At 61.4% G+C, this 22457-nt stretch carries 18 protein-coding genes; 6 read left to right on the top strand and 12 right to left on the bottom strand.

What is annotated here, in order from left to right; all coding sequences use genetic code 11:
• Nucleotides 1-5: 5 nt before the first annotated feature.
• From aroK to tapM, 6 genes are all read right to left on the bottom strand, one after another.
• Nucleotides 6-524: a shikimate kinase AroK gene (gene aroK, locus AB5Y98_RS06140; protein ID WP_005298388.1), complete on the bottom strand. Its 519-nt coding sequence runs from the start codon at nucleotides 522-524 to the stop codon at nucleotides 6-8.
• A gap of 191 nt (nucleotides 525-715) precedes the next feature.
• Nucleotides 716-2917, bottom strand: coding sequence for a type IV pilus secretin PilQ (locus AB5Y98_RS06145; protein WP_324039610.1), 2202 nt, complete (start codon nucleotides 2915-2917; stop codon nucleotides 716-718).
• A gap of 16 nt (nucleotides 2918-2933) precedes the next feature.
• On the bottom strand, nucleotides 2934-3464 hold the full coding sequence (locus tag AB5Y98_RS06150) for a pilus assembly protein PilP (protein WP_005298376.1): 531 nt from the start codon (nucleotides 3462-3464) through the stop codon (nucleotides 2934-2936).
• Entirely contained in the window at nucleotides 3461-4060 is a 600-nt protein-coding gene (gene tapO / locus AB5Y98_RS06155; RefSeq protein WP_005298374.1) for a PilO family type IV pilus biogenesis protein TapO, read from the bottom strand. The genes AB5Y98_RS06150 and tapO overlap by 4 nt, the downstream gene beginning before the upstream one ends.
• Nucleotides 4057-4635, bottom strand: a complete 579-nt coding sequence (gene tapN / locus AB5Y98_RS06160) for a PilN family type IV pilus biogenesis protein TapN (protein WP_216973251.1) — start codon at nucleotides 4633-4635, stop codon at nucleotides 4057-4059. Before tapN ends, tapO begins: the two co-directional genes overlap by 4 nt.
• Nucleotides 4623-5693, bottom strand: a complete 1071-nt coding sequence (tapM, locus tag AB5Y98_RS06165) for a PilM family type IVa pilus assembly protein TapM (protein WP_017787953.1) — start codon at nucleotides 5691-5693, stop codon at nucleotides 4623-4625. Before tapM ends, tapN begins: the two co-directional genes overlap by 13 nt.
• Nucleotides 5694-5980: 287 nt before the next feature.
• Between tapM and AB5Y98_RS06170 the strand changes: the two genes are divergently transcribed.
• Complete coding sequence (locus tag AB5Y98_RS06170) at nucleotides 5981-8470, top strand: penicillin-binding protein 1A (protein ID WP_368231531.1); 2490 nt, start codon at nucleotides 5981-5983, stop codon at nucleotides 8468-8470.
• A 69-nt stretch (nucleotides 8471-8539) separates the two neighbouring features.
• On the opposite strand, the gene oxyR is transcribed toward AB5Y98_RS06170, so the two are convergent.
• The 4 genes from oxyR to AB5Y98_RS06190 form a co-directional block, all read right to left on the bottom strand.
• Nucleotides 8540-9436: a DNA-binding transcriptional regulator OxyR gene (gene oxyR, locus AB5Y98_RS06175; RefSeq protein WP_368231532.1), complete on the bottom strand. Its 897-nt coding sequence runs from the start codon at nucleotides 9434-9436 to the stop codon at nucleotides 8540-8542.
• Nucleotides 9437-9588: 152 nt separating this feature from the next.
• Complete coding sequence (locus AB5Y98_RS06180) at nucleotides 9589-11229, bottom strand: methyl-accepting chemotaxis protein (protein ID WP_368231533.1); 1641 nt, start codon at nucleotides 11227-11229, stop codon at nucleotides 9589-9591.
• Nucleotides 11230-11447: 218 nt separating this feature from the next.
• On the bottom strand, nucleotides 11448-12095 hold the full coding sequence (locus AB5Y98_RS06185) for a DsbA family protein (RefSeq protein ID WP_368231534.1): 648 nt from the start codon (nucleotides 12093-12095) through the stop codon (nucleotides 11448-11450).
• A gap of 75 nt (nucleotides 12096-12170) precedes the next feature.
• On the bottom strand, nucleotides 12171-13031 hold the full coding sequence (locus AB5Y98_RS06190; RefSeq protein WP_021463574.1) for a Vmh family MBL fold metallo-hydrolase: 861 nt from the start codon (nucleotides 13029-13031) through the stop codon (nucleotides 12171-12173).
• A gap of 127 nt (nucleotides 13032-13158) precedes the next feature.
• Between AB5Y98_RS06190 and AB5Y98_RS06195 the strand changes: the two genes are divergently transcribed.
• Nucleotides 13159-14058 (top strand): LysR family transcriptional regulator, encoded by a 900-nt coding sequence (locus AB5Y98_RS06195; RefSeq protein ID WP_336288867.1) that lies wholly within the window; start codon nucleotides 13159-13161, stop codon nucleotides 14056-14058.
• A 63-nt stretch (nucleotides 14059-14121) separates the two neighbouring features.
• On the opposite strand, the gene AB5Y98_RS06200 is transcribed toward AB5Y98_RS06195, so the two are convergent.
• A complete protein-coding gene (locus AB5Y98_RS06200) occupies nucleotides 14122-14898 on the bottom strand; it encodes a BPSS1780 family membrane protein (protein WP_017781605.1) in 777 nt (258 codons plus the stop codon).
• A gap of 176 nt (nucleotides 14899-15074) precedes the next feature.
• Here AB5Y98_RS06200 and AB5Y98_RS06205 point away from each other — a divergent pair, with 176 nt between their 5' ends.
• Together AB5Y98_RS06205 and AB5Y98_RS06210 are read left to right on the top strand one after the other, a co-directional pair.
• Nucleotides 15075-15926: a hypothetical protein gene (locus tag AB5Y98_RS06205; RefSeq protein ID WP_337079030.1), complete on the top strand. Its 852-nt coding sequence runs from the start codon at nucleotides 15075-15077 to the stop codon at nucleotides 15924-15926.
• Between the two features lie 43 nt (nucleotides 15927-15969).
• Nucleotides 15970-16794 carry a peptidoglycan DD-metalloendopeptidase family protein gene (locus AB5Y98_RS06210; protein WP_368231535.1) on the top strand — a complete coding sequence of 275 codons (825 nt, stop codon included), beginning with the start codon at nucleotides 15970-15972 and terminating at the stop codon, nucleotides 16792-16794.
• Nucleotides 16795-16881: 87 nt separating this feature from the next.
• Here the strand turns inward: AB5Y98_RS06210 and AB5Y98_RS06215 are convergent, their stop codons facing one another.
• Entirely contained in the window at nucleotides 16882-18216 is a 1335-nt protein-coding gene (locus AB5Y98_RS06215; protein ID WP_368231536.1) for an MATE family efflux transporter, read from the bottom strand.
• A gap of 155 nt (nucleotides 18217-18371) precedes the next feature.
• Here AB5Y98_RS06215 and mscM point away from each other — a divergent pair, with 155 nt between their 5' ends.
• Both mscM and AB5Y98_RS06225 read left to right on the top strand, forming a co-directional pair.
• Complete coding sequence (gene mscM, locus AB5Y98_RS06220) at nucleotides 18372-21650, top strand: miniconductance mechanosensitive channel MscM (RefSeq protein WP_017778967.1); 3279 nt, start codon at nucleotides 18372-18374, stop codon at nucleotides 21648-21650.
• A gap of 22 nt (nucleotides 21651-21672) precedes the next feature.
• Nucleotides 21673-22383 (top strand): glycerophosphodiester phosphodiesterase, encoded by a 711-nt coding sequence (locus AB5Y98_RS06225; protein ID WP_368231537.1) that lies wholly within the window; start codon nucleotides 21673-21675, stop codon nucleotides 22381-22383.
• Nucleotides 22384-22457 lie beyond the last annotated feature (74 nt).

The raw sequence follows: 22457 nt of genomic DNA on the forward strand, positions 1-22457 counted from the left end.
CTTGATTACATGCCGATCAACTTGACGATTTGATTGGCAACAACTTTTGCGCTCTGGTCATCAGTCTGGATGACAAAGTCAGCCACTTCTTCGTACAGGGCGTTGCGTTCTTGTGCCAGACGTTCGAGTACTTCGCGCGGCGGCTCTTCGGTTTGCAGCAGCGGGCGACGTTTGTCACGTTGCGTCCGGGCCAGCTGCTTCTCAATGGTGGTCTCGAGGTACACCACGATGCCGCGAGCAGAGAGTTTGTTGCGTGTTTCACGGCTCTTGATGGCACCACCACCCGTTGCCAGCACGATACCCTGCTGTTCGGAAAGGTCACCAATGACCTTCTCTTCGCGGATCCGGAAACCCTCTTCGCCTTCAACATCGAACACCCAGCCGATATCGGCACCACTGCGGCGCTCAATCTCATGATCTGAGTCGAAAAACTCCATATGCAGTTGTTCTGCCAGATGTCTACCTATGGTGCTCTTGCCCGCACCCATGGGACCTATCAGGAAAATATTGCGTTTCTCAGCCATGTCTTTTCGTTAGTAATTACAAACTGTACGACCCCGACAAACTCTCGATCGGGGTACCTATGAACCTTATCTTGCGATGGATCAGGAGGGGGATTATCTCAATAGAAATCAGGACTGGCAACCGCAGCCCTTACGCCCCAGCCTCATTGGGGCGTAAGGTTATATGTGTTTTACCTTCACATGTAAAGTCTTCAGAAAGTCTCGGTGACTATCTTCGGTGTCACGAAAATCAGCAGCTCCCGCTTTTTGTTCGCGCTGGTCGTCTTGCGAAACAGCACCCCCAGACCCGGGATATCACCCAGCAGGGGGACCTTGGTCACATCGTTTGTAATGGTCTGCTGATAGATACCGCCCAGCACCAGCGTCTCGCCATTGTTGACCAGCACCTGGGTGGTGATCGACTGGGCGTTGATGGAGACGGCATCGCCGGTACCGGTAGGTACGGTTTCACCCTTGGTGTCCTGGGTCACGGTCAGATCCAGGATCACCCTGTTGTCGGGGGTGATCTGCGGCGTCACCTTGAGACTCAGCACAGCTTTCTTGAAGGTGACCGAGGTAGCCCCGCTGGAGGAGGATTCCACATAGGGTATCTCGGTCCCCTGTTCGATCAGCGCCGGCTTCTGGTTGGCCGTGGTCACCCGTGGACTGGCAATGATCTCGGCCTTGCTCTCCTTCTCCAGTGCCGACAACTCGAGATCCAGCAAGGTGCCGTTCGCCAGCCGTGCCACCTGGAAGGCCAGGGTACCGGCGGCGTTGGTCACCGGCAGGTTGACGTTCAACCGATCGTCCACCCCGGGGCGGGTAATGGTCGAGCCGCCGTTGTTGTTGCCGGAACCATCATTGCCCTCGATGGAGCCCGAGGTACTGTTGCCGTGACCGTCGTTCTTGGTCACCCCCCAGCGCACCCCGAGTGCCTCGTCGAAGCCGTCGTCTATGGTCACCATGCGTGCTTCGATCACCACCTGTTTGACCGGGATATCCAGAATATCCAGCATGCGCTTGATGTTGCTGATGACGTCGGCGGTATCCTTGACTACCAGCACGTTGGTCCGCTCATCCACGCTCACCGCCCCCTTGGCAGAGAGCAGTTTGGTGCTTTCAGACGAGAGCAGCGCCGCCACCTCGGATGCCTTGGCATAGTTGATCTGCAGGTATTCGGTGTAGAGCGGTGCCAGATCGGCAACCTGATTGCGGCTCTCCAGCTGCTGTTTCTCGCGGGCGGCTATCTCTTCCGCCGGAGCAACCAGCAGAATGTTGTTGTCGAGCCGCTTGTCGAGTCCACGCACCTTCAAGATGATGTCGAGGGCTTGCTCCCAGGGCACCCCATCCAGCCGCAGGGTGATGTTGCCCGACACCGAGTCCGTGGTCACCAGGTTGAGATTGTTGAAATCCGCGATGAGCTGCAACACGGTTCTGACCGGAATATCCTGGAAATTGAGAGAGATGGGTTTGCCCTGATACTGCTTGCCGGCACTCGCTGCGGTGCGCTTTTTCACCTCGACGATGAACATCTTGTCTGCCTGGTCGTAGCGATAATCAAACTGGCCATTGACCGACAGCTCGAACAGGGTGTCATTGCCCTGGCGAAACACCTCAACCTGAGAAACAGGGGTGGCAAAATCCTGCACATTGATCAGATTAAGCAGGTCGTCCGGAACCCGGGTGCCGTGAAACTTGGCCAGCACAGTCTGACCGCGGCTGCTGACGTCCACGGCGGCAGAGCTGTTATCCAGCGTCACCAGAAATTCCCCCTGTCCGTCCTTGCCACGTCGAAAATCCACGCCTTTGACGGAGTTGAAGTAAGCGCCACTGGCCGAAGTTTGCGGGGTTGGCAACACAGGTTTGCTGGCAACCGGCGCCGCCACCGGAGCACTCTGGCGGGCAAGCTGCTGGCTGTTGATCAAGGCCGACGAAGTTGCCGGCTGGGTATTGATAAGGGCGGACGAGCTCTGCTGGCGGGCCACCATCCCGGAGGAAGAGGTCGTGGTTGGCAGCGGCATGGCCGCCTTGTCCCCCAATGCAACCAACAGCTTGTTGCCCTGCTGGTGCACCTGATAGGGAGTCAGTTGATCGAGCGCAATCTTGATATCGAGACCCGCACCCTTGCCCTCTACCTTGATGTTATCCACCCCCTGCTGCTTGATGGGCAGGGGATTCACATTGAGTGCCCCCACCGCCCCCGGCACATGCAGCAGCAACTGGTTGGGTTCATAGGAGAGCCGATCGGTAAACCCGCTGACCGGTTCACTGAAACTCAGCTCCAGCAGCAGTTGATCGGCCATCAGCGGATTGACTTTGACCTCCTGCAGGGTGGCCACCGCCCAGGCCTGGCCCCATGCACCGACGCAAAACAGCAGGGCCACTCTGGTTGCCTTACCTATTGTTGTTCTCATCGCAGTTCATCCCTGATTATCGTTTTGCTTCAAGATTGGCCATGCCCAGCTGGGTTTCTCGAGTCACCCAGCATCCCTTGCCGTCCGGTATAGTCTCAATCAAATCCACATAAGTGTCAGTGATCCTGATCACCCGCCCCTGATCCAGCCCCATATGCTGGTTGAGGCCCACCCGGATGGATTGACCATCCGGCGTTCTGATCAGGGCCCACAGCTGCCCCTGCTTGCCAAGGGAACCCTGCATGCTCAGGCTGGCCAGTGAATAGTTCTCCAGCACCTCTTTCTCTCTGTTGGCGACAATCTGGGCACAATCCGGTTTCACCTTGGCATCCGTCTTGGCACTGCTGGCCTCGGGCTGGGGAGCGATGAAGGGACTGCGCTGGTCACTGAGATGATAAGCCATGGGAGAGAAGGGCTTTATTTCGGGAAGAGGTTCAATGGGAACCGGCTTTCTGGCCTTCACCTCGGCCACGTAATTATCCATGTCATCCTGACCGCCGCAGGCCGTCAGCAACAATGCCGGCAACAAAACGCAGAGTATCCTCATTTTTTCTGCTCCACCGTCTTGCCGTTGTATTTATAGGTCTTGGCCAGCATCGACATGGCGATCATGTCATCCTGCTCCTTGCCCTGACCCAGCGTGAACGACTCCAGAATGACGATCCTTGGCAAGGCCGCCATGTCAGCCGTGAACTTGCCGATCTCATGATAGGTACCCACCACTTCTATTCGCATGGGCAGCTCGGTGGAAAACTCGTGCTTGATCTCCGGCTCCCAGTTGATGCGATTCAACTTGAGGCCATTGTCGGTGGCGATGAAGCTGATGTCATCCAGCAGCCCGGCCACTTCATGGGTATTGGGCAGCTGTTTGAGCTGGGTATCGACCAGTTGTTCAAGCTGCACCATCTGCGCCTTGTATGCACCGAGATTGGCGGCCAGCATCGCCTTGCTCTCAAACTGTGACTTGAGCTCCGCCTCCTTGTCGGTTTCCTGGGTCAACAGAGTCAGCGACTTGGCAATCACGTAGTAATAGATGGCGCCCCCAAGCAGGGCACAGAAGAACAGGATGAAGATCCCCTTGGCCAGTTTGGGCCAGCTGGCAATGTTGTTGAAATCAAGTTCGTTGAGCTGTTGCAGGTTCATTTCTGCCCCTTAGCCATCTCGAGGCTGGCTCCAGCCGCCACGGCGACCTGGAACATCATGGAAAACTGGCTCAGGGAGACGGGTGCCACATCGGCCGCAAAGATGGTGCTGATCTGCGACTGCCCCAGCCAACCGGAACCATCGATGCGACGCATCATGCTGGCCACCCTGCCATAGGCTTCGGTCTTGCCGTTCACGTCGATCCGGTTGTCCTGCAGAGCCAACGTGTTGAGATACACCCCATTGGGTACCAACGAAGGCAGCTGGTTGAACAGACGAACCGGCAGGTTGCGACGCATCTGCAGATGCTCGATCAGCTGCATGCGGTCAATCAGCTCCTTGCGCCGCTCCTTGAGCAGGCGGATCTCGCCAAGCTGGGCATCGAGTATGGTCATCTCCTGCTGCAGGCGCTGGTTGCGCTGCTGCTGATGGCCGATCTGCTGTTCCACCAGCCAGTCAGCGGCAAAACCGAGGGATGCCGTGATGGCCATGAAGATACCGAGCATGACGCCGAACTGCTTCTTCTGCCGCTGGGCCCTGGCCTCGCGCCAGGGCAAGAGGTTTATATTTGACATGGCGTGAAGCTCCTCAATGCCAGACCCAGCGCCGTCATGTACTTGGCACCATGGGCAGCGACCTCTCCCTTGGGTTTGCCGAACAGGGTAAAGGGATCGGGATGCAACACCTCGCAGCTGAGCTCGTTGCCAATCTGAGCCGCCAACCCGGGCAGCAGGCTGCCCCCTCCGCTCAACACCAGTTTGGAAAGCTCCCGGTGGCCGGAAGAGCTGCAAAACAGCTGGACGTTGCGCCGCACCTGCTGCAGCAACGCATTCATGTGGGGCAGCAACACATCCAGCTCGTGATCGATCGGCAACTTGCCCTGCAGCTTGGCCTGCTCGGCATCATCCAGAGAGAGGCTGTAGAAAGAGGCCAGTGCCTGGCTGTATTGGTCGCCACCGAAGTTCTGCAAGCGGGAGTAGATCACCTCCCCCTTCACCAGCGCGGCAAATGTCATGGCGCTGGCGCCGATGTCGATGACACCGACCGGTTTGTCCCACTCCTGCAGCTCAGGCAGACAGGCGAGTACCGCCCGCCCCAAGGCGTGTGCCCCGACATCCACCACCTTGGTGGTCATGTCGGCTTCCGCCAGCGCGGTGACCCGACCATTCACGCTCTCGGTGCGGGCCGCGCTCAGCAGCACCTCCTGGCGCTCCTGATCGGCGACCTTGCCCAGGATCTCGAAATCCAGGCTCACTTCATCGAGGGGGAAAGGAATGAGTTGTTCAGCCTCAAGCTGGACCTGATTTTCCAGCTCGCTTTCACTCAGGCTGGCATCCACCTGAATGACCTTGGTGATCACGTTGGAACCGGTAACGGCAGTAGCCACATACTGGCTGCTGCCCGAGATGAGGCGCTTGAGGCCCTTGAGAGACTGGCCGACCCGCTCGATATCCTGCAGCTGATAATCGACCAGGGTGCCTTTGGGGGTGGCAACCTCCGCCACGGATTCGAGGTGCAGCTTGCCGGGACGGCCGGTGATGGTCACGGCCTTGATGGTCTGACTTCCAAAATCAATGCCTGCCAGTGGAAGCAGAGAACCCTTGTTGAATAGCCCAAACATATACACATCCATGCGTTATATGGGTTTTAGGATTGATTGTAGGACAGCTAATCAGAAGATGATGGCTTAACTCATCCTAAATGCTCTATCTATCAATGTCATAAAGTTTATGCCGAAAAGTGATGCAACTCGCTTTCCGAGCCGCGCCCTCCTCCCCTTGGTTATTGAGTCGCAGAGTGCTAACCTCCCGCCTCTTCTCGAGGAGCCGGACCATCGTCAGGAAAACCTCGAATTCACGAAGGCAAAAGGGCTATACTCTGCGCCCGTTGGCTAATTTTAAGACGATTGGTAGTTCTTCCATGCTGAAATGGCTCGTACGCCTGTTTATTGTCATGATGCTGGGTGCTGTGCTGGGTGTTGCCAGCCTCATCGGTATCTACTTCTACATCAAGCCCCAGTTGCCGGATGTGACCGCACTGCGCGACGTCAAGCTGGCCACCCCGATGAAGGTGTACAGTCGGGATGGGGAATTGATCTCCCAATTTGGCGAAATTCGTCGCATCCCCCTGCATCTGGATGAAATTCCCCAGTCCATGATCGATGCGGTGCTCGCTACCGAAGATGCCCGCTTCTACGAGCACCCCGGCATCGACCCCATCGGCATTCTGCGGGCTGCCACCGTCTGGGCAGTTTCCGGCCAGGCACGCCAGGGCGCCAGTACCATCACCCAGCAGGTTGCCCGCAACTTTTTCCTGAGCAACGAGAAGACCCTGGTGCGCAAGATCAAGGAGGTGTTCCTCGCCTGGCGCATCGAGCAGAACCTCTCCAAGGACGAGATACTGCAGCTCTACCTCAACAAGATACCGCTCGGCTATCGGGCCTTCGGGGTCGGCGCCGCCGCCCAGGTCTATTTTGGCAAAGAGGTGAAAGAGCTCACTCTGGACGAGATCGCCATCATTGCCGGTCTGCCCAAGGCCCCCTCCATGCTGAACCCGATCCGTTCGCCGGAGCGGGCCTTCGCCCGTCGCAACGTGGTGCTGGGTCGCATGCTGGAGACAGGCAAGATCACCCAGGCCCAGTATGACGAAGCCTCCAAGATGCCGATCAAGGCCCGTTATCACGGAGCCGAGACCACCCTCAACGCCCCCTATCTCGGCGAGATGGTGCGCCAGAAGATGGTGGAGCAGTTTGGGGAAGACGCCTACACCATGGGCCTGCACGTCTACACCACGGTCACCGCCAAGCGTCAGCGGGCTGCCCGTCAGGCTCTGCTCGACGGCGTGTTCGACTATGACACCCGCCATGGCTACAAGGGGGTGACCGCCCAGCTGTGGAAGAGCGGCGAGGCCGACTGGGATTACGACAAGATCATGGCCCATCTGGCCAAGCAGCCGACCTATCAGCCGCTGATGGCCGCCGTGGTCACCAAGCTGGGTGACAAGAGCGCGACCATAGTGCTGAAAAACGGCAAACAGGCCGAGCTTGGCTGGAACGGCATCAAGTGGGCCCGTTCTTTCATCACCGACGATCGCCAGAGTTTTGCCCCGAAATCGGCACGGGACGTACTCAAGGTGGGCGCCCAGATCTGGGTACGGGAGAAGGGTGAAGAGCTGCTGCTCTCCCAGATCCCCGAGGTCAACGCCGCCCTGGTGGCCATGAATCCGCAGGATGGCGCCATCGAGGCGCTGGTCGGCGGCTTCAGCTTCGAGCTGTCCAAGTTCAACCGGGTCGATCAGGCACGTCGCCAGATAGGCTCCAACATCAAGCCTTTCCTTTATGCCACCGCACTGGAGCAGGGCTATACCCTGGCCTCGCTCATCAACGATGCGCCGATCAACCAGTGGGATCCCTCCAAGGGCCCCATGTGGCAGCCCAAGAACTCCCCGGCTATCTATGACGGCCCCACACCGCTGCGCCTTGGTCTTGCCAAGTCGAAGAACGTGATGTCGGTCCGGCTGATGCGCGCCATCGGGCTGGATACCTATATCGACGGTCTGACCCGCTTCGGCTTTGTCCGCGACACCATCTCGCCCAACGAATCGCTGGCGCTGGGCGCGGCCGAGTTCACCCCGCTGGAAGTGGTGCGCGGCTATTCGGTGCTGGCCAACGGCGGCTTCCAGGTCACCCCCTACTTCATTACCGAGGTGACCGACAGCTTCGGCGCGCCTCTCTATCAGGCCAACCCGGCCGCCGCCTGCCGCGATTGCGGCGTACTGGCCGCCGCCGGTCTGGACAGCGCGGATGCCTATGCCAATACGGCCCCCGACTGGAAAGCCCAGTGCCCCATCGATCCCGTCGTGCCCAACAATATGGCGCCGCAGACCATCAGTGCCCAGAGTGCCTTCCTGGTCACCGATACCCTGACCACCGCCATCTGGGGCGGCAATGGCTGGCGTGGCACCGGCTGGCGAGCGGCTCGCGACCTCAAGCGCCACGATATATCGGGCAAGACCGGGACCACCAACGAGTCGCGCGATGCCTGGTTCTCCGGCTATACCCCGAACCTGGTCGCCACCTCCTGGATCGGTTTTGACAACCACCAGCGTGGCCTGGGCCGGGCCGAGTTTGGCGGCGGCGCCGCACAGCCCATCTGGATCGACTTCATGAAGACGGCGCTCAAGCAGATCCCCGAGCGCAAGATGCCGGTGCCGGAAGGGATCATCACGGTGCGCATCGACCGTGAAACCGGCCTGCTGACCAACCGCACCGATGGCAGCAGCACGGACGAGTTCTTCAAGGAAGGCACCGAACCGACCCGCTTCGCCACCCAGAGCTCGGATGGCAATCAGGTCTATGGCGGCGATGGCTCGGACACTGACGGCCCCGTCTCCACCGACGATATCTTCTAAGCAACCGCAGCAGACAAAAACCGGCGCCCAGGCGCCGGTTTTCTTTTGGTGAACACGAATGCGTTGTCGTCAGCCGAGCAGGCTTTTCATCAGGCTCGAGATGCGGGCGGCCAGCTCGTTGAAGCAGGGCCGGCGCACCGAGTAGTGGCGATAGAGCAGCGCTATGGTACGCCCTGGCACCGGATCGATCACCGGCCGGTAGCTCACGCCCCCCTCCTCGGTATTGGCTGGCACAGCGAGCCTGGGTACCAGCGTCATGCCGCTGCCGGCCGCCACCATGTTGCGCAGCGTCTCCAGGCTGGTGCCCTTGAAACGCTGATCCTCGCCGATGCCGGCGGCAAAACAGAAGCCCATCGCCTGATCCCGCAGACAATGGCCATCGGCCAGCATCAGCAGCTTCTTGCCCTTGAGACTGCTGAGCGGCACCGCCTTGGCCCTGGCCTCCGGATGCTGCTGGGGCACCGCCAGCCACATGGGCTCCTGATAGAGAGGGATGGAGCCAAACCCTTCCATCCCCTCCAGTTCGGCCAGGATCAGGCAGTCCAGCTCCCCCTCTTCCAGCCGTTTGAGCAGCACCTGGGTCTGCTCTTCATAGAGGTAGAACTCCAGCTTGGGAAAATGTTCGCGCAGATCCTGGATGATGTGGGGCAACAGATAGGGGCCGACGGTGGGAATGAAGCCGATGTGGATCTCGCCGGACATGGGTTCGGCAAAGTGCTGGCCTATGCTCTTGAGTTCGCGCACCTCTTTGAGCACCTTGCGAGCCTGCTGCGCCATGGCATCGCCAGCCGGGGTGAACAACACCTTGCGGGAGGTGCGCTCGATCAGGATCACCCCCAGCTCATCCTCCAGCTTGCGCAGCTGGCCGCTCAGGGTCGGCTGACTGACGAAACAGCGCTCCGCCGCCTTGCGAAAGTGCTTCTCCTCTTCCAGCGCCACCAAATACTCGAGATCGCGAAGGTTCATACATCCAGAATCCTGCCAACCAATGGGGCCATTAGCATGCCCAAGAACGGCGGGAGGGACAAGGGATGGTGAGATTGGACAGACCATGCACAGGGGATAAATAAAACGGGCCCGGATCCTGGATCCGGGCCCGTCGGGTCAGCATAGCCTCATCACACCCGGAAGCGGCGTACCAGCTCCTGCAGCTGGGTGGCCAGATGGTTCAGGTCGTTGCAGGCCTGCGCCATCTGGGTTGCCCCGGCCGCCACCTCTTCCGAGGCATGGCTGATATTGACCACGTTGCGGTTGAGCTCTTCACTCACCGCCCCCTGCTCTTCGGTGGCGGTCGCAATCTGGATGTTCATGTGGGAGATGCTCTCCACCGAGCCGCTGATCTCGGAGATGGACGCCCCCGCCTCACGCGCCGTACTGACGGTGGAGTTCATCATGTCCTGACTTTGCTGCATGGTGGTGCCGGCCTGCTCGGCCCGCTGCTGCAGCTCGGCAATGATGGTGTTGATCTGGGAGGTGGAGTCCTGGGTCCGTTTCGCCAGGGTGCGCACCTCATCGGCCACCACCGCAAAACCGCGCCCCTGTTCCCCGGCCCGGGCCGCCTCGATGGCGGCGTTCAGTGCCAGCAGGTTGGTCTGCTCGGCGATCCCACGAATGACCTCCAGCACCATGCCGATGTTGCGGCTGTCATCACCTAACTGATGAATCACCACGGCGGTGCTCTCGATGGCACCGGCCACCTGCTCAATGCGCTTGATGGAGTCGTTGACGGTGCGGGCCCCCAGCTCGGCGGTGCTGCTGGCGGCACTGGCGGCACTGGCGGCATCGCTGGTGTTGCGGGACACCTCCTGCACCGTCGCCTGCATCTCGTTCATGGCGGTGGCCAGCTGGTTCAGCTCGTGCTGCTGGCTGTTCATGTTGTTGGCGGACTGACGGGCAACCGCACTGATCTCTTCGGCCGCAGAGCTCAGTTGCACCACGGATCCGGAGACTTCACTGACCAGATTGCGCAAGTTTTTCTGCATCTCGCCAAAGCCCTTGGCCAGTTGACCCAGTTCGTCATTGTTGAACTGGCTGGTGTCAAGATGGGTCGCCAGATCACCTCCCGACACTTTACCAACCACCTCCAGCAACGCGTTGACCGGGCGCTTGATTTGTTGAGTCAGATACCAAGCCACCAACACCACGAAAAGCAGCGTCACGAGTCCAATCGCTATGCTGAGCAGTTTGGCTGACTCATATGATTGCTCACTGCTGGTATGCATGGCACTACCAATGCGGTCGTTAATCTCGCGCAACGTCATTGTGAGCTGAGTGGTCTGGTCCAACGTAGTGCGGGTAATGCCATCCCGATACTCGCCAATCTTGGCGCCTTCGTTGTTCATGACCGCTTGATACAGCTGATCATGGGCACCGAAATAGGCCTCTCCTGCTGGTTGCAAGGCACGATAGGTCTGCTCTTCTTCTGCGTCGTTGAAAGCCAAACGGCCATAATCCGACAACGCTTTTAGAAAGCGAGCCTTGGCATCCGAGAAACTGTCGTTCCGTTTGGCGATATCCGCCTGGTCATTGTTGGTCAACGCAATGACCATGGCCAGTTCGGCTCGACGCGCATCCAGCAACGCAACGTGCATTTGGCTGGCATAGCGAATGGAAGGCACCAGGTTATTGACAATAAGCTGAGTGTTCGCATTCAGGTAGGAGAGCCTGGAGATCCCAAATCCGGCGATGACCAGCACCAATAATGCCAACACCGCAAAACCGGCGCTCAACTTCTGACCTATAGACATATTTTTGAACATGATTGGTATCCTTGGCGGCTAGACGCAAGCCCCTGACATCGAACGTCCGGGCTATCCCCATAGAGCATAGCGCGATGACTGCAAGCGGATGATTTTCAAACTATCCGCTGCTGAATATATCGTCCTGCCCGGGGATAGCATGAGGGCCACCCAGGCAGGAAAATCCACTCAGGACTCATCCGATCAAGGTTATCTTCGGCAGGATACCAATTCCCCCCTCAGCGCCCCATCAGCTGCTGGATATGGCGGGCAAATGCTTGCGGCTCGCCCAGGAAAGAGGACGCTGACAGGGGCGTTACCTTGTCCCCCTGCACCAGCCCCAGAGTCGGGTAACCCTGCCCGCCGAGACGACGCATCCAGACCTGGCTGTCCGCAAGATGGCTTGCCAGCTCAACCGCCTGATAAGCCTGCACGAAGGCCTCCTGCGCAATGCCCTGCTCCGCCGCCAGGCTGGTCAGATGCTCGAGAGAACCGATCCAGATGCCATCGCGATAGTGGGATTGCTGGATGCGGTGCAGCATCACCAACCCATTGCCCCCCAGGGATGCCACCGCCAGGATGGCGCGGATCGGTTGCTCCGAGTCCAGCAGCAGGCCATCTCGCAGCAGCAGCTCATTGAAATAGCGCTCGCCGAAGGGCTGACCGGTCAGCGCCTGGATCCGCTCGTCATGGGGGCGCACATAGTCGCGCAGCGCCTGACCCATGGCCTGGCGGCGACCACCCAGCCAGAGGCCGCCGGCATGCAGTTCGATCTGCAAGCTGGCGACATCGGCTGCGGCTTTCAGCAGCGGGGCGGCGCCATAGCACCAGCCACAGAGGGGGTCATAGACATAATGGAGGGTTGTTTGCACTTCGTTCATCATCATTCTCGCTTCAATTCTGGATAAAAAACCGGGCCCTCGGGCCCGGTAAAAAAACACAGGGAAGTAGGCGTCAGGGGATTACCACTTCATCTCGCCGGTATTGACCTTGGCACCGATGGCCAGACCATCATCGACCGGCAGGGACGGGTAAGCCTTCTTCAACGCTTCAATCAGCTGCCCGGAGTTCTTGGCCTTGGCCAGCTCCTGCTCAAAGCGCTCTACGTAGTCACGGGTGAAGGTCACGGCTTCGGTACCCTTGGGCGCAGTCCCCAGGAAGTGACCCGGCACCACGCGCTCAGGCTTCAGCGCCAGCAGATTGTTCAGCGCCTTGACCCAGTTGCTGCGAGCGGCCTTGGTCTGACTGTCCGCCATCCACACATGTACGCCGCTGTAGACCGGCACACCACCAAAGGCAGTCTTGATGGACGGCGCCCACAGGTAGGCATTCGGAGTGTTCATCTCCTTGATCTCGATCTGCTCGCCATCCAGGGTCAGGTGGCTGGCCGTCATCACTTGCGGCACGGTCAGGCTCTTGGGTGCCCCCTTGCCCAGAATGGGGCTCCAGTAGCTCAGCTTGGCATCCTTGGTCTGGTTGATGTGGTCAACCACATGCTGGTCGGCCAGCACCTTGACGTCGGGGAACGCGGCCATAACAGGTTCCAGACCGAAGTAGAAGTCGGGGTCACCGGCACTGATATAGACGGTGGTCAGTTTCTTGCCGCTCTTCTTGATCATGTCGACCAGTGCCTGACCGTTTTGCACGTCGAACTGGGCATCGATCAGGATCGCCTCCTTGTCACCGGCCACCAGGGAAGAGGAGACCGGGAAGATGGCCTTCTCGCCAGGGTTGTAGACAGTTACGGTCAGCGGGGCGGCCATGGCGGCACCGCTCAGCAGGGTGGTAGCCAGGGTCAGATTGCGGATCAGGGTATTGTTCATCGGGTATTCCTCATCAAGTCATCAGGGGTTCATCAGATGGACACAGTTTATTGGATCATTTTCGGTACAAATACAGCATAATGAGCGCATCACTGTTGCATTAATCGAGCATATAGAGAGCCTGAACATGGATCGACTGACCGCATTGCGGGTCTTTGTCAGCGTAGTCGAACAGGGCAGCCTGAGCGGCGCCGGGGAGAAACTGGAGATGTCGCGCGCCATGGTGACCCGCTATCTGGCGGAGCTGGAGCAGTGGATGGGGGCGCGGCTGCTGCACCGCACCACCCGCCGGCTGAGCCTGACCGGACCGGGGGAAGAGGCGTTGAACCGGGCCCGGGCCATGCTGGCGCTGGGGGAAGAGATGGAGCAGATCGCCGTGCGCGGCGACGAGGCGCCCAAGGGGCAGCTGCGCATCACCAGCAGCTATTCGCTCTCGGAAGCCCTGCTGGTGGGGGCCGCCAACGACTACCTGGCGCGCTATGCGGGCACCGCCATCGATATCCTGCTGCTGGACCGGACCGTCAACCTGGTGGAGGAGCGGATCGATCTCGCCATCCGCATCACCAATGATCTCGATCCCAACCTGGTGGCCCGCCGGCTCGGCACCTGCCACTCCGTGGTCTGTGCCAGCCCGGCCTATCTGACCAGGCACCCGACACCACACAAGGTGCAGGAGCTCGCCCTGCACAACTGCCTCACCTACACCTATTTCGGCAAGAGCCTGTGGGAATTTCAGGGGCCGGACGGGCCTGAATCTGTGCCGGTCAGCGGCAACCTCAGCGCCAACATCTCCAACCTGTTGCTGGAGGCGACCCTGGAAGGTGCCGGCATCAGCCTGCAGCCCCGCTATTCCGCCCAGCCCCATCTCGAGACCGGCACCCTGGTGCCGCTGCTGGAGCAGTGGCAGCCCAAGCGGCTCGGCGTCTACGCCGTCTATGGCACCCGCAAGCAGATGTCACCGCTGTTGCGCAGCTTCCTCGACTTTATGGTGGAACGCATGGCCGCCGACCCCATGTGGCGCGATTAAACCGGCATGAAAAAGGGGCCAGCAGGCCCCTTTCGTTCAATATGCCAGACTCGCTGGCCGCATTCAGGCTTCGAAACCGCTCAGCGGGGCCTCGGCCGGCGTCTCCTGCGCCACATCCAGGAAGATCTCCCGATATGCCACATAGATGGAGTAGTTGAGCGCCGGGATCACTACCAGCAGCCCCACCAGCATCAGCGCCGCACCAAACAGCATCAGGATGGCGGCGACTATGCCCCACCAGAGGAAGGGCCACATGTTGGTCAGGCAGCCTTTGAAGCTGAGCTTGGCCGCCTGCAGGATCCCCACGTCGTGGAAATAGATGAGCGCGGGGGCGAAGGTGATGGCCATCAGCACCGGGATCAGCAGCGCCAGCCCCAGCAGCAGGCAGAGCAGCAGCCCCTGGGCCTGGGCCGCCGTGACCACCAGGGATTCGGGATCCTGGGTCAGCAGGGAGGTAAGCCCCCACATGGAGAGCAATCCCAGGCAGATGAGACCGATCAGGCTGAACAGGGCCAGCACCAGCAGCCCTCCCAGCATCAGCGGCGTCAGCTTGTGGCGAAAACCGGAGAAGAAGTCGGCGAAGCGCAGCGGGTTGCCTTCATAGCCGTGGTGGGCCACCGCCACCCAGCCGGCGCCCCAGACCATGTAGAGCAACTGGGAGATGAGGCTGCCCGCCGGCAGGCGCTCCAGCAGCAGACCAACCGCAAACCAGACGAGAACCATGCCGACGCTGGCCCCCATCCCCTTGTTGAAGATATCGAAGCCGGACCGCACCCAGACCCAGCCACGCCCTATGGGGTGACGGGCGGGTGCTGTGCGCAGGGGGGACAATCCATTCATAACATTTCCTCGGATGAAAACGGCTGGTTGCCGATTCTAGAGCCATGGGGCCCCCGACTCAATGGCGGGCCACCGTCGACACCGCAGGTGCACGTCATGGCTGCTTGTATCAGACGTTACGGTTATCATAAGAGACCCTTCTGCAAGGGGCGTTCACTTATTCAAGAGAATCCAAAATGCGTACATCTCACCTGGCGCCGCTGCTGCTGGCCTCCCTGTTGCTCAACCTCTGGCAGTGGCAAGCCGACCACACCGCCGCCCAGCCGGAATCAGACGCCACCGGCACCGCCCGCTCAGCCCAGTGCGACGCGTCAGCTTCCCAGAGCAGCAGCCAGAACCCGGGGCAGAACCTGCTGGCCAAGCTGCCCGGCAAGGGCCCCCAGAGCGAGCCAGCGCCCACCCAGGAGGTGCTCCCCCCCAACCCCGAGCTGGAAGCCGCCATCAGCCAGTGGAGCCAGTCGAGCGAAGGGTCCGTGCTGATCGAACGGCTCTATGACGCCGAACAGGGCAGCCAGCTCACCACCGTCTTCGATCGGCTCGACATCGTGGAGGACGTGCGCGGCCAGGTGCAGGAGCAGTTGCGCGAACTCTATCGCCTCGGCTTCGATCATCCCGACGCCTATGAGCAGGAGAGCCAGCGCATCTGGAGCAACCTCAGCAACCTGCTGGGGGAGGATACCCGCACCCGGCTCGAGCAGGAGATCTACTCGGGCGACACCAACCGCCTGTTGGAGATCCAGGGCCGCCTGGCGGAGCGCGGCGAGCTGCTGGCACCGGCCCAGCGCCAATCCCTGACGCGTCTGTTGAGCGAGGCGAACCAGCAGCTGGCCCAACAGGAGAGCGGCGATGCCAGCACCTATCTGGAGAACCAGCGCGCCTATACCCAGCGGGTGCTGGAGAGCAGCCGTGGATTCCTGAGCCCGGATCAGCTCAAGGTGCTGCAAGACATGCTGGAGCTGGATCTGGTGCGCCAGGAGGTCTCGGTCCAGATGGAAGCCATCTACCAGCGCTTCCAGCCAGCCTCCTGATTTCGTTACCGTTTCGTCTTAGTCAACCCAGCCTGGAATCATCATGAGAGTCGTTTGTTGTCTATTGTTGCTGCTGGCCAGCCAGTCCGCCCTCGCCGAGGGCTTCATCAGTCGCCTGCTCAACCACCCGGTGCCAGGTGGCGTCGCCGTGGTGCCCCTTGGCAGCGAGGCGCAGGCCCCGACCGCCCGCTATCAGGACAAGCCGGTGCTGGTGGTGCGTGAAGAGGGCAAGCGCTGGATTGCCATCGTCGGCATCCCCCTCAAGAGCCAGCCCGGCCCCCACCAGCTGCAGGTGAGCGATGGCCGCACCCTCGGCTTCACGGTCGGCAGCAAGCACTACCGGGAGCAGCACATCAAGCTCAAGAACGGCCGTCAGGTCAACCCGCTGGCCGAGGACATGGCCCGCATCAACCGCGAACTGGCGGAGCAGACCCGCGCCTACCAGACCTTCAGCCCGGCCCAGCCCAGCAACCTGCTGTTCGACAAGCCGGTGGAGGGCCCACTCTCCAGCCCATTCGGGCTGCGCCGCTTCTTCAACGGCGAGGAGCGCAACCCCCACTCCGGCCTCGACTTCGCAGTCGATGCCGGCACCCCCATCAAGTCGCCGGCGGCGGGCAAGGTGATCCTGATCGGCAACTACTTCTTCAACGGCAATACGGTGTTCGTCGATCACGGCCAGGGGCTCATCAGCATGTTCTGCCACATGTCGAAGGTCGACGTGAAGCTGGGTCAGAGCCTGCCCCGTGGCGGCATCGTCGGCCGGGTCGGCGCCACCGGCCGCGCCACCGGTCCCCACATGCACTGGAACGTCAGCCTCAACGATGCCCGCGTCGATCCCGCCATCTTTATCGGGGCCTTCAAGCCCTGAGGCCGGAGACCTGTCGCGCGCAGGCAGGGGCGTTCAAAACGAAAAAGGCAGCCGAGGCTGCCTTTTTCATGGCCGAATGACCACCTGTCAGGCAGCGCTGTGCTGGCGCGCCTCCCTGTTCATCGCCCGCCACATCACCAGTACCAGCAGGGTGCTGCAGGTGGGCAGCGCCAGCCAGACGCCGGATACCCCCCACAGGGAAGAGAAGCCCCACAGAAAGCCGCCGATCAGCACCAGCTTGCCGCCGGTGAGCAGGGAGGCGACGCGGGCCCGATTGATGGCCTGGAAGTAGGTGGCCCCCACCAGCAGCAGGCCCTCCATCGGCAACCCCCAGAAGTAGAGCCAGATGCCCAGGCTGGCCACCGGCAACAGGGCCGCGTTGTCCCCGGCGAACAGGTAGACCACCCCCTCCGGCCAGAGATAGAGCGGCAGCATGCCGCACAGGGCCACCAGCAGCGTCACCCCGAGCGCCAGGTTGCGCACCCGCAGCACCCGTGCCCAGTTGCCCGCCCCGGCGTTGAAGCTGGCGATGGGCTGGATGCCCATGGCGATCCCCTCGAAGATGAGATAGAAGAAGGCCTCGCTGTAGCTGATGACCCCATAGGCGGCCACGTGCAACGAGGTGCCGACCGAGAGCAGCGCCTTGTTGTGCAGCGCCAGCACCACCGACAGGTAGAGGTACATCAGAAAGCTCGACACCCCGAGTCGCAGCGTCTCCCCCATCAGGCGCCAGTCAGGCACCAGGGTGTCCAGGCGAATGCGCAGCTGGCTGCGCGGGGTGAAGAAGTGCCACAGGCACAGCCCCCCGGTCACCGCCTGGGAGAGCATGGTGGCGATGGCCGCCCCCGCCAGCCCCCAGGGGATCACCGCCATCAGCAGGTAGTCGAGCAGCACGTTGAGCACGCCACCCCCCACCAGGATCCAGGTGGTGAGGCCGGGTCGCCCGTCGTTGCGCAGCAGGGCGGTAAAGGCCATGGAGAGCACCGCGAACACCCCGAGCCAGGCGTACCACTGCAGATAGGCGTATCCGGCGTCGAAGATGGCCCCCTCCGCCCCCATCCACACCAGCATCTCGTCACCGTAGTGGATGCCGATGAAGGCGAGCAGCGCCGAGGCGATGAGCACCATCACCAGCGCGTTGCCGACGATGTGACGGGCCCTGGCCTGCTCCCCCTTGCCCAGATAAAACGAGGCGAGCGCCGAGGAGCCCATGCCGATCAGCGCCCCCACCGCATAGAGTACGGCGCAGATGGGGTAGGCCAGCATCATGCCGGCCAGGCCGTCCTGGCCCAGAATATGGCCGACGAAGATGCCGTCTATGGTGACATAGATGCCGGTGACCAGCATGGCGGCCACGGTCGGAGTGACGTAGCGCCAGAACAGGCGGGAAAGGGGGGCCGTGCCCAGATCGACTGCGGACATAGGATGCTCAATGGAGGGGAAAACGGCCGGAATGATAGCCAAAGCGGGCCGGGATCGCCCGTTATTTATGTTACAAATCATTAATATGGAAAACTTTACCCGCCCAGGCCCCTGCTTTAGGCTAGGGCGACTCCACCTGAACGGAAACGTGCGCCATGTTGCAACGCCTGCTCTCCCTGCTGCTCTGCCTTACTCTTCTCTCTCCCCTTGCCCAGGCCGATGACGCCATCACCCAGGTGGAAGAGCTGCTGCAGAGCGTGCCCAAGACGGACACCCCGGAGAACCAGAAGCTGCGGGAGAGCTACCAGCAGGCGCTGCAATTTGCCCGGGAAGCCCAGCGCTACCGCGAGCAGGGCAAGGCCTATCAGCAGGTGCTCATCGACTATCCCAAGGAGTCGGCCCGCCTCAAGGAGAGCCTGCACAACTACCAGCCCCAGCCTCGCCCTGCCCTCTCCTCCCTGAAGGAGGAGGCGCTGCGCCAGGCCATCGGCCTGAGCAGCAACCGCCAGCTCAACCTGCGCAAGGAGCGCCAGGGGGTGATGGACAGCCTCAACCAGCTGGAGAGCACCGGCCAGGAGTATCACCTGCGGGTCGACGAGCTGCGCAAGCAGTTGCAGCAGACCCGTGCCCTGCTCGATCGCCTGAGCTTCAGCAGTGAGTCTGACCGCCAGCAGGATGCCCAGCAGCTGGTGACCCGCCTCAAGGAGCAGAGCCTCTCCGACCGGATCCAGATGCTGGAGCTGGAACAGCTCTCCGCCCAGCAGCGCAACGATCTGGGCAAGCTCAGGCTGCAGGAGCTCAACCTCGCCATCACCGACGAGGACGAGTGGCAGACCAGTCTGCTCAACCAGCAGAACCAGCTGCGCCGCGACAAGACAGAACAGGCACTGGCGGAGAGCGAGCGCCTGCGCAAGCAGCTCACCTCCGACATGCCGCTGCTGCTGGAGCAGCAACAGCAGAACCAGGCGCTCTCCATCCAGCTCGGCGCGCTCGAAGATCAGATTGAGCGGGTGCAGGACGAGCAGCGGGTGATCGACACGAACCTCTCGACCCTGAACGACCTGGTCAACTCGGTGCGCGAGCAACTGGAGTGGCTGCAGATCAGCAACGCCTACGGCGAGAACCTGCGCAGCAAACTCTCGGATCTGCCCGCCTACTTCCCCCTCGACAAGCTGGAGTCGGCCATCGTCAACGCCCGCATGGCCAAATACCAGTACGAGACCGAGCAGGATGCCCTCAAGGATCCGCGTCAGCTGCGCGATCAGCTGCTGACCACCGACGGCATCACCCTGGATCGCGCCCAGCTGGCGGTGCTCGACAACCTGCTCAAGGCCAGGCGGCAGCTGCTGACCCGACTCAACGACGCCGCCGACAGCCTCATTCAGGAGCAGACCCGGCTCAAGCTGCTCTACAGCCGCCAGAACAGCAAGATCGACGAGATCCGCGAGCTCAGCGCCAGCCACCTGTTCTGGATGCCGGACGTGCGCCCGCTTACCCCGGCCGTGCTGCTCGGGGTGCCGGCCGCCCTCGGTCTCGCCCTCAACCCGGTCAACTGGCTGCAACTGCCCCAGGCCATCGCCGAGAACAACCCCATCACCCTCACCTTCGCCGGCATCGGCATCCTGGTGCTGGCCTGGTGCTGGTTCAAGCTGGCTCGCCACCTGACCCACTACAGCCAGTACATAGCGCCCCGCATCGGCAAGGTGACCCAGGACAAGTTCAGCCTCACCAGCCGGCTGCTGATGCGCTCTCTGCTGGCCTCCCTGCCGCTGCCCGCCATGGTGCTGATGGTGCGCGGCCTGCTCGACGGCGCCTGGCAATACCCGTTCGCGGTGGCGGTGGCCCGCGGCCTCGGCGAGATCTGGTTCCTGCTGCTGGCGCTCTTGATGGCCCGCCACCTGACGCTGGAGAAGGGGATTCTGATCCTCCATTTCCGCTGGCAGAAGGAGCGGGTGCAGAAGGTGTGGAGCCAGTTTCGCACCCTCTTGCTGGTGATCATCCCGAGTTTCTTCGTGCAGGGCATGGCCAACAGCTATCAGGAGCACGCCTTCTACGACTCCCTCGGCCGGCTGGCCTTCATCGTCGGCGCCCTCTGGCTGCTGCTGTTCTTTGCCCGCCTCAACCGGGAGCGGCTGCCGCTCACCTGGGGCCAGGCCGACATGAGCAAGCCCCACCTGCTGCACCACTTCATCTGGAACAGCCTGATGCTGGCGCCGCTGCTGGCGGTGATCGGCTCTCTGCTCGGCTACTTCTATACCTCGCGCATTCTGTTGCGCCAATTAGAGCTGAGCCTGCTGATGGGGCTGGGTTGCCTGCTCGTCTACTATCTGGCGCACCGCTGGATGCTGATCCAGCGCCGTCGCCTCGCCTTCGAGCGAGCCAAGAGCAAGCGCGCCGAGATCCTGGCCCAGCGCGGCCGGGAAGAGGGACACGACGAGCTCAGCTCCGAGATCCCGGATGTGGTGGAGGACACCGAACTGGATCTGGACACCATCAGTGCCCAGTCCCTCGGGCTGGTACGCACCCTGCTGATGCTGGGCTTCACCATGCTGGTGGTGGTGCAGTGGTCCGAACTCAACTCGGCGTTCAGCTTCCTGCGCAGCATCGAGGTGTGGCAAGTGAGCAGCAAGATCGGCGGCATCGAGCAGGTCGTCGCCATCACATTGCAGGATCTGATGCTGACGGCCTTCACTTTCATCCTGACCGTGGTCACCGCCCGCAACCTGCCGGGCCTGATGGAGCTGACCCTGCTCCAGCACCTGAGCCTCTCTCCCGGCACCGGTTTTGCCATCACCACAGTGACCAAGTACATAGTGCTGGTGGTGGGGGCACTGACCGGCTTCTCCATTCTCGGCATCGACTGGTCCAAGGCGCAGTGGATGGTGGCGGCCCTCTCCCTGGGCCTGGGTTTCGGGCTGCAGGAGATCTTCGCCAACTTCGTCTCCGGCCTCATCATACTGTTCGAGAAACCGATCAGGCTCGGCGACACAGTCACCATCCGCGAGCTGACCGGCACCGTCACCAAGATCAAGACCCGCGCCACCACCATAGTGGATTGGGACAGGAAGGAGATCATCGTCCCCAACAAGGCCTTCATCACCGAGCAGTTCATCAACTGGTCGCTGTCCGACGCCATCACCCGGGTACGGCTGCGCATCCGCATCGGCCTGACCCAGGAGCCGAGAAAGATACAGACCATTCTGGAAGAGTCGATCAAGGCCTCCACCCTGGTGCTGGAGACCCCCTCCCCCGAGGTGTTCCTGATCGAATTCACCGACTCGGCCCTGATCTACGAGATCCGGCTCTACGTGAACAGCATGGATCACCGCATGCCCATCACCCACGAGGTCCACTCGCTGGTGCTGGAGAAACTGCAGCAACAGGGGCTGGGGCTGCCGCACCAGCAGATCGACATTCGTCTGAGCCGGGCCTGAGTCGCCCTCACAGGAGCACAACATGCAGATCATCGCCCATCGCGGCGCCAGCGGACTGGCACCGGAGAACACCCTCAAGGCCATCAGGCTGGCGCTGACGCTGGGGGCTGGAGCCATCGAGATCGACGTGCAGCAGGCCGACGGCGAGCTGTGGGTCTTCCATGACCGCAGACTGGAGCGCTGCACAGACGGCCGCGGCGTGCTGATGGCCCAGTCGCGTGCCTATCTGGCGAGCCTGAATGCCGGCGAGGGAGAGGGGATCCCGACCCTGTGGCAGGTGATGGAGGCCATCGCCGGCCAGGCCGAGCTGCATATCGAGCTGAAAGGAGCACAAACAGCCGACGAGGTGGCCCGACTGACCCGGCGCGCCGAGGCCGAGCTTGGCTTCACGACCGCCCAGTGGGTCGTCTCCTCCTTCCACCATCCCGAGCTTGCCCGCTTCGCCGCCCTGCGCCCCGAGATCAGGCTGGGGGCGCTCACCTCCACCATCCCCCTCACCCAGGCGGCCTTTGCGGCCGAGCTGGGGGCCTGGTCACTCAACTGCGACGTGGATTTTGTCGATCAACAGCTGGTGCAGGATGCCCACGATCGCGGGCTAAGAGTGCTGGTCTATACGGTCGATGATCCCGCCGATCAGGCGATGCTGGCTGCCATCGGCGTCGACGGCATCTTCACCAACCGGCCGGATCGCTTTCTGCCATCCGCCAAATTGGACTCATTGTGTCGGGGGTGATCGATAACCGCTGATTTAAGCTATAAATTTAATGGCGCACCGGGATACAAAAAGTTCTACTTTGGCCGATACAG

This window comes from Aeromonas sp. s3, from assembly GCF_040907805.1.
Lineage (GTDB): Bacteria > Pseudomonadota > Gammaproteobacteria > Enterobacterales > Aeromonadaceae > Aeromonas > Aeromonas dhakensis.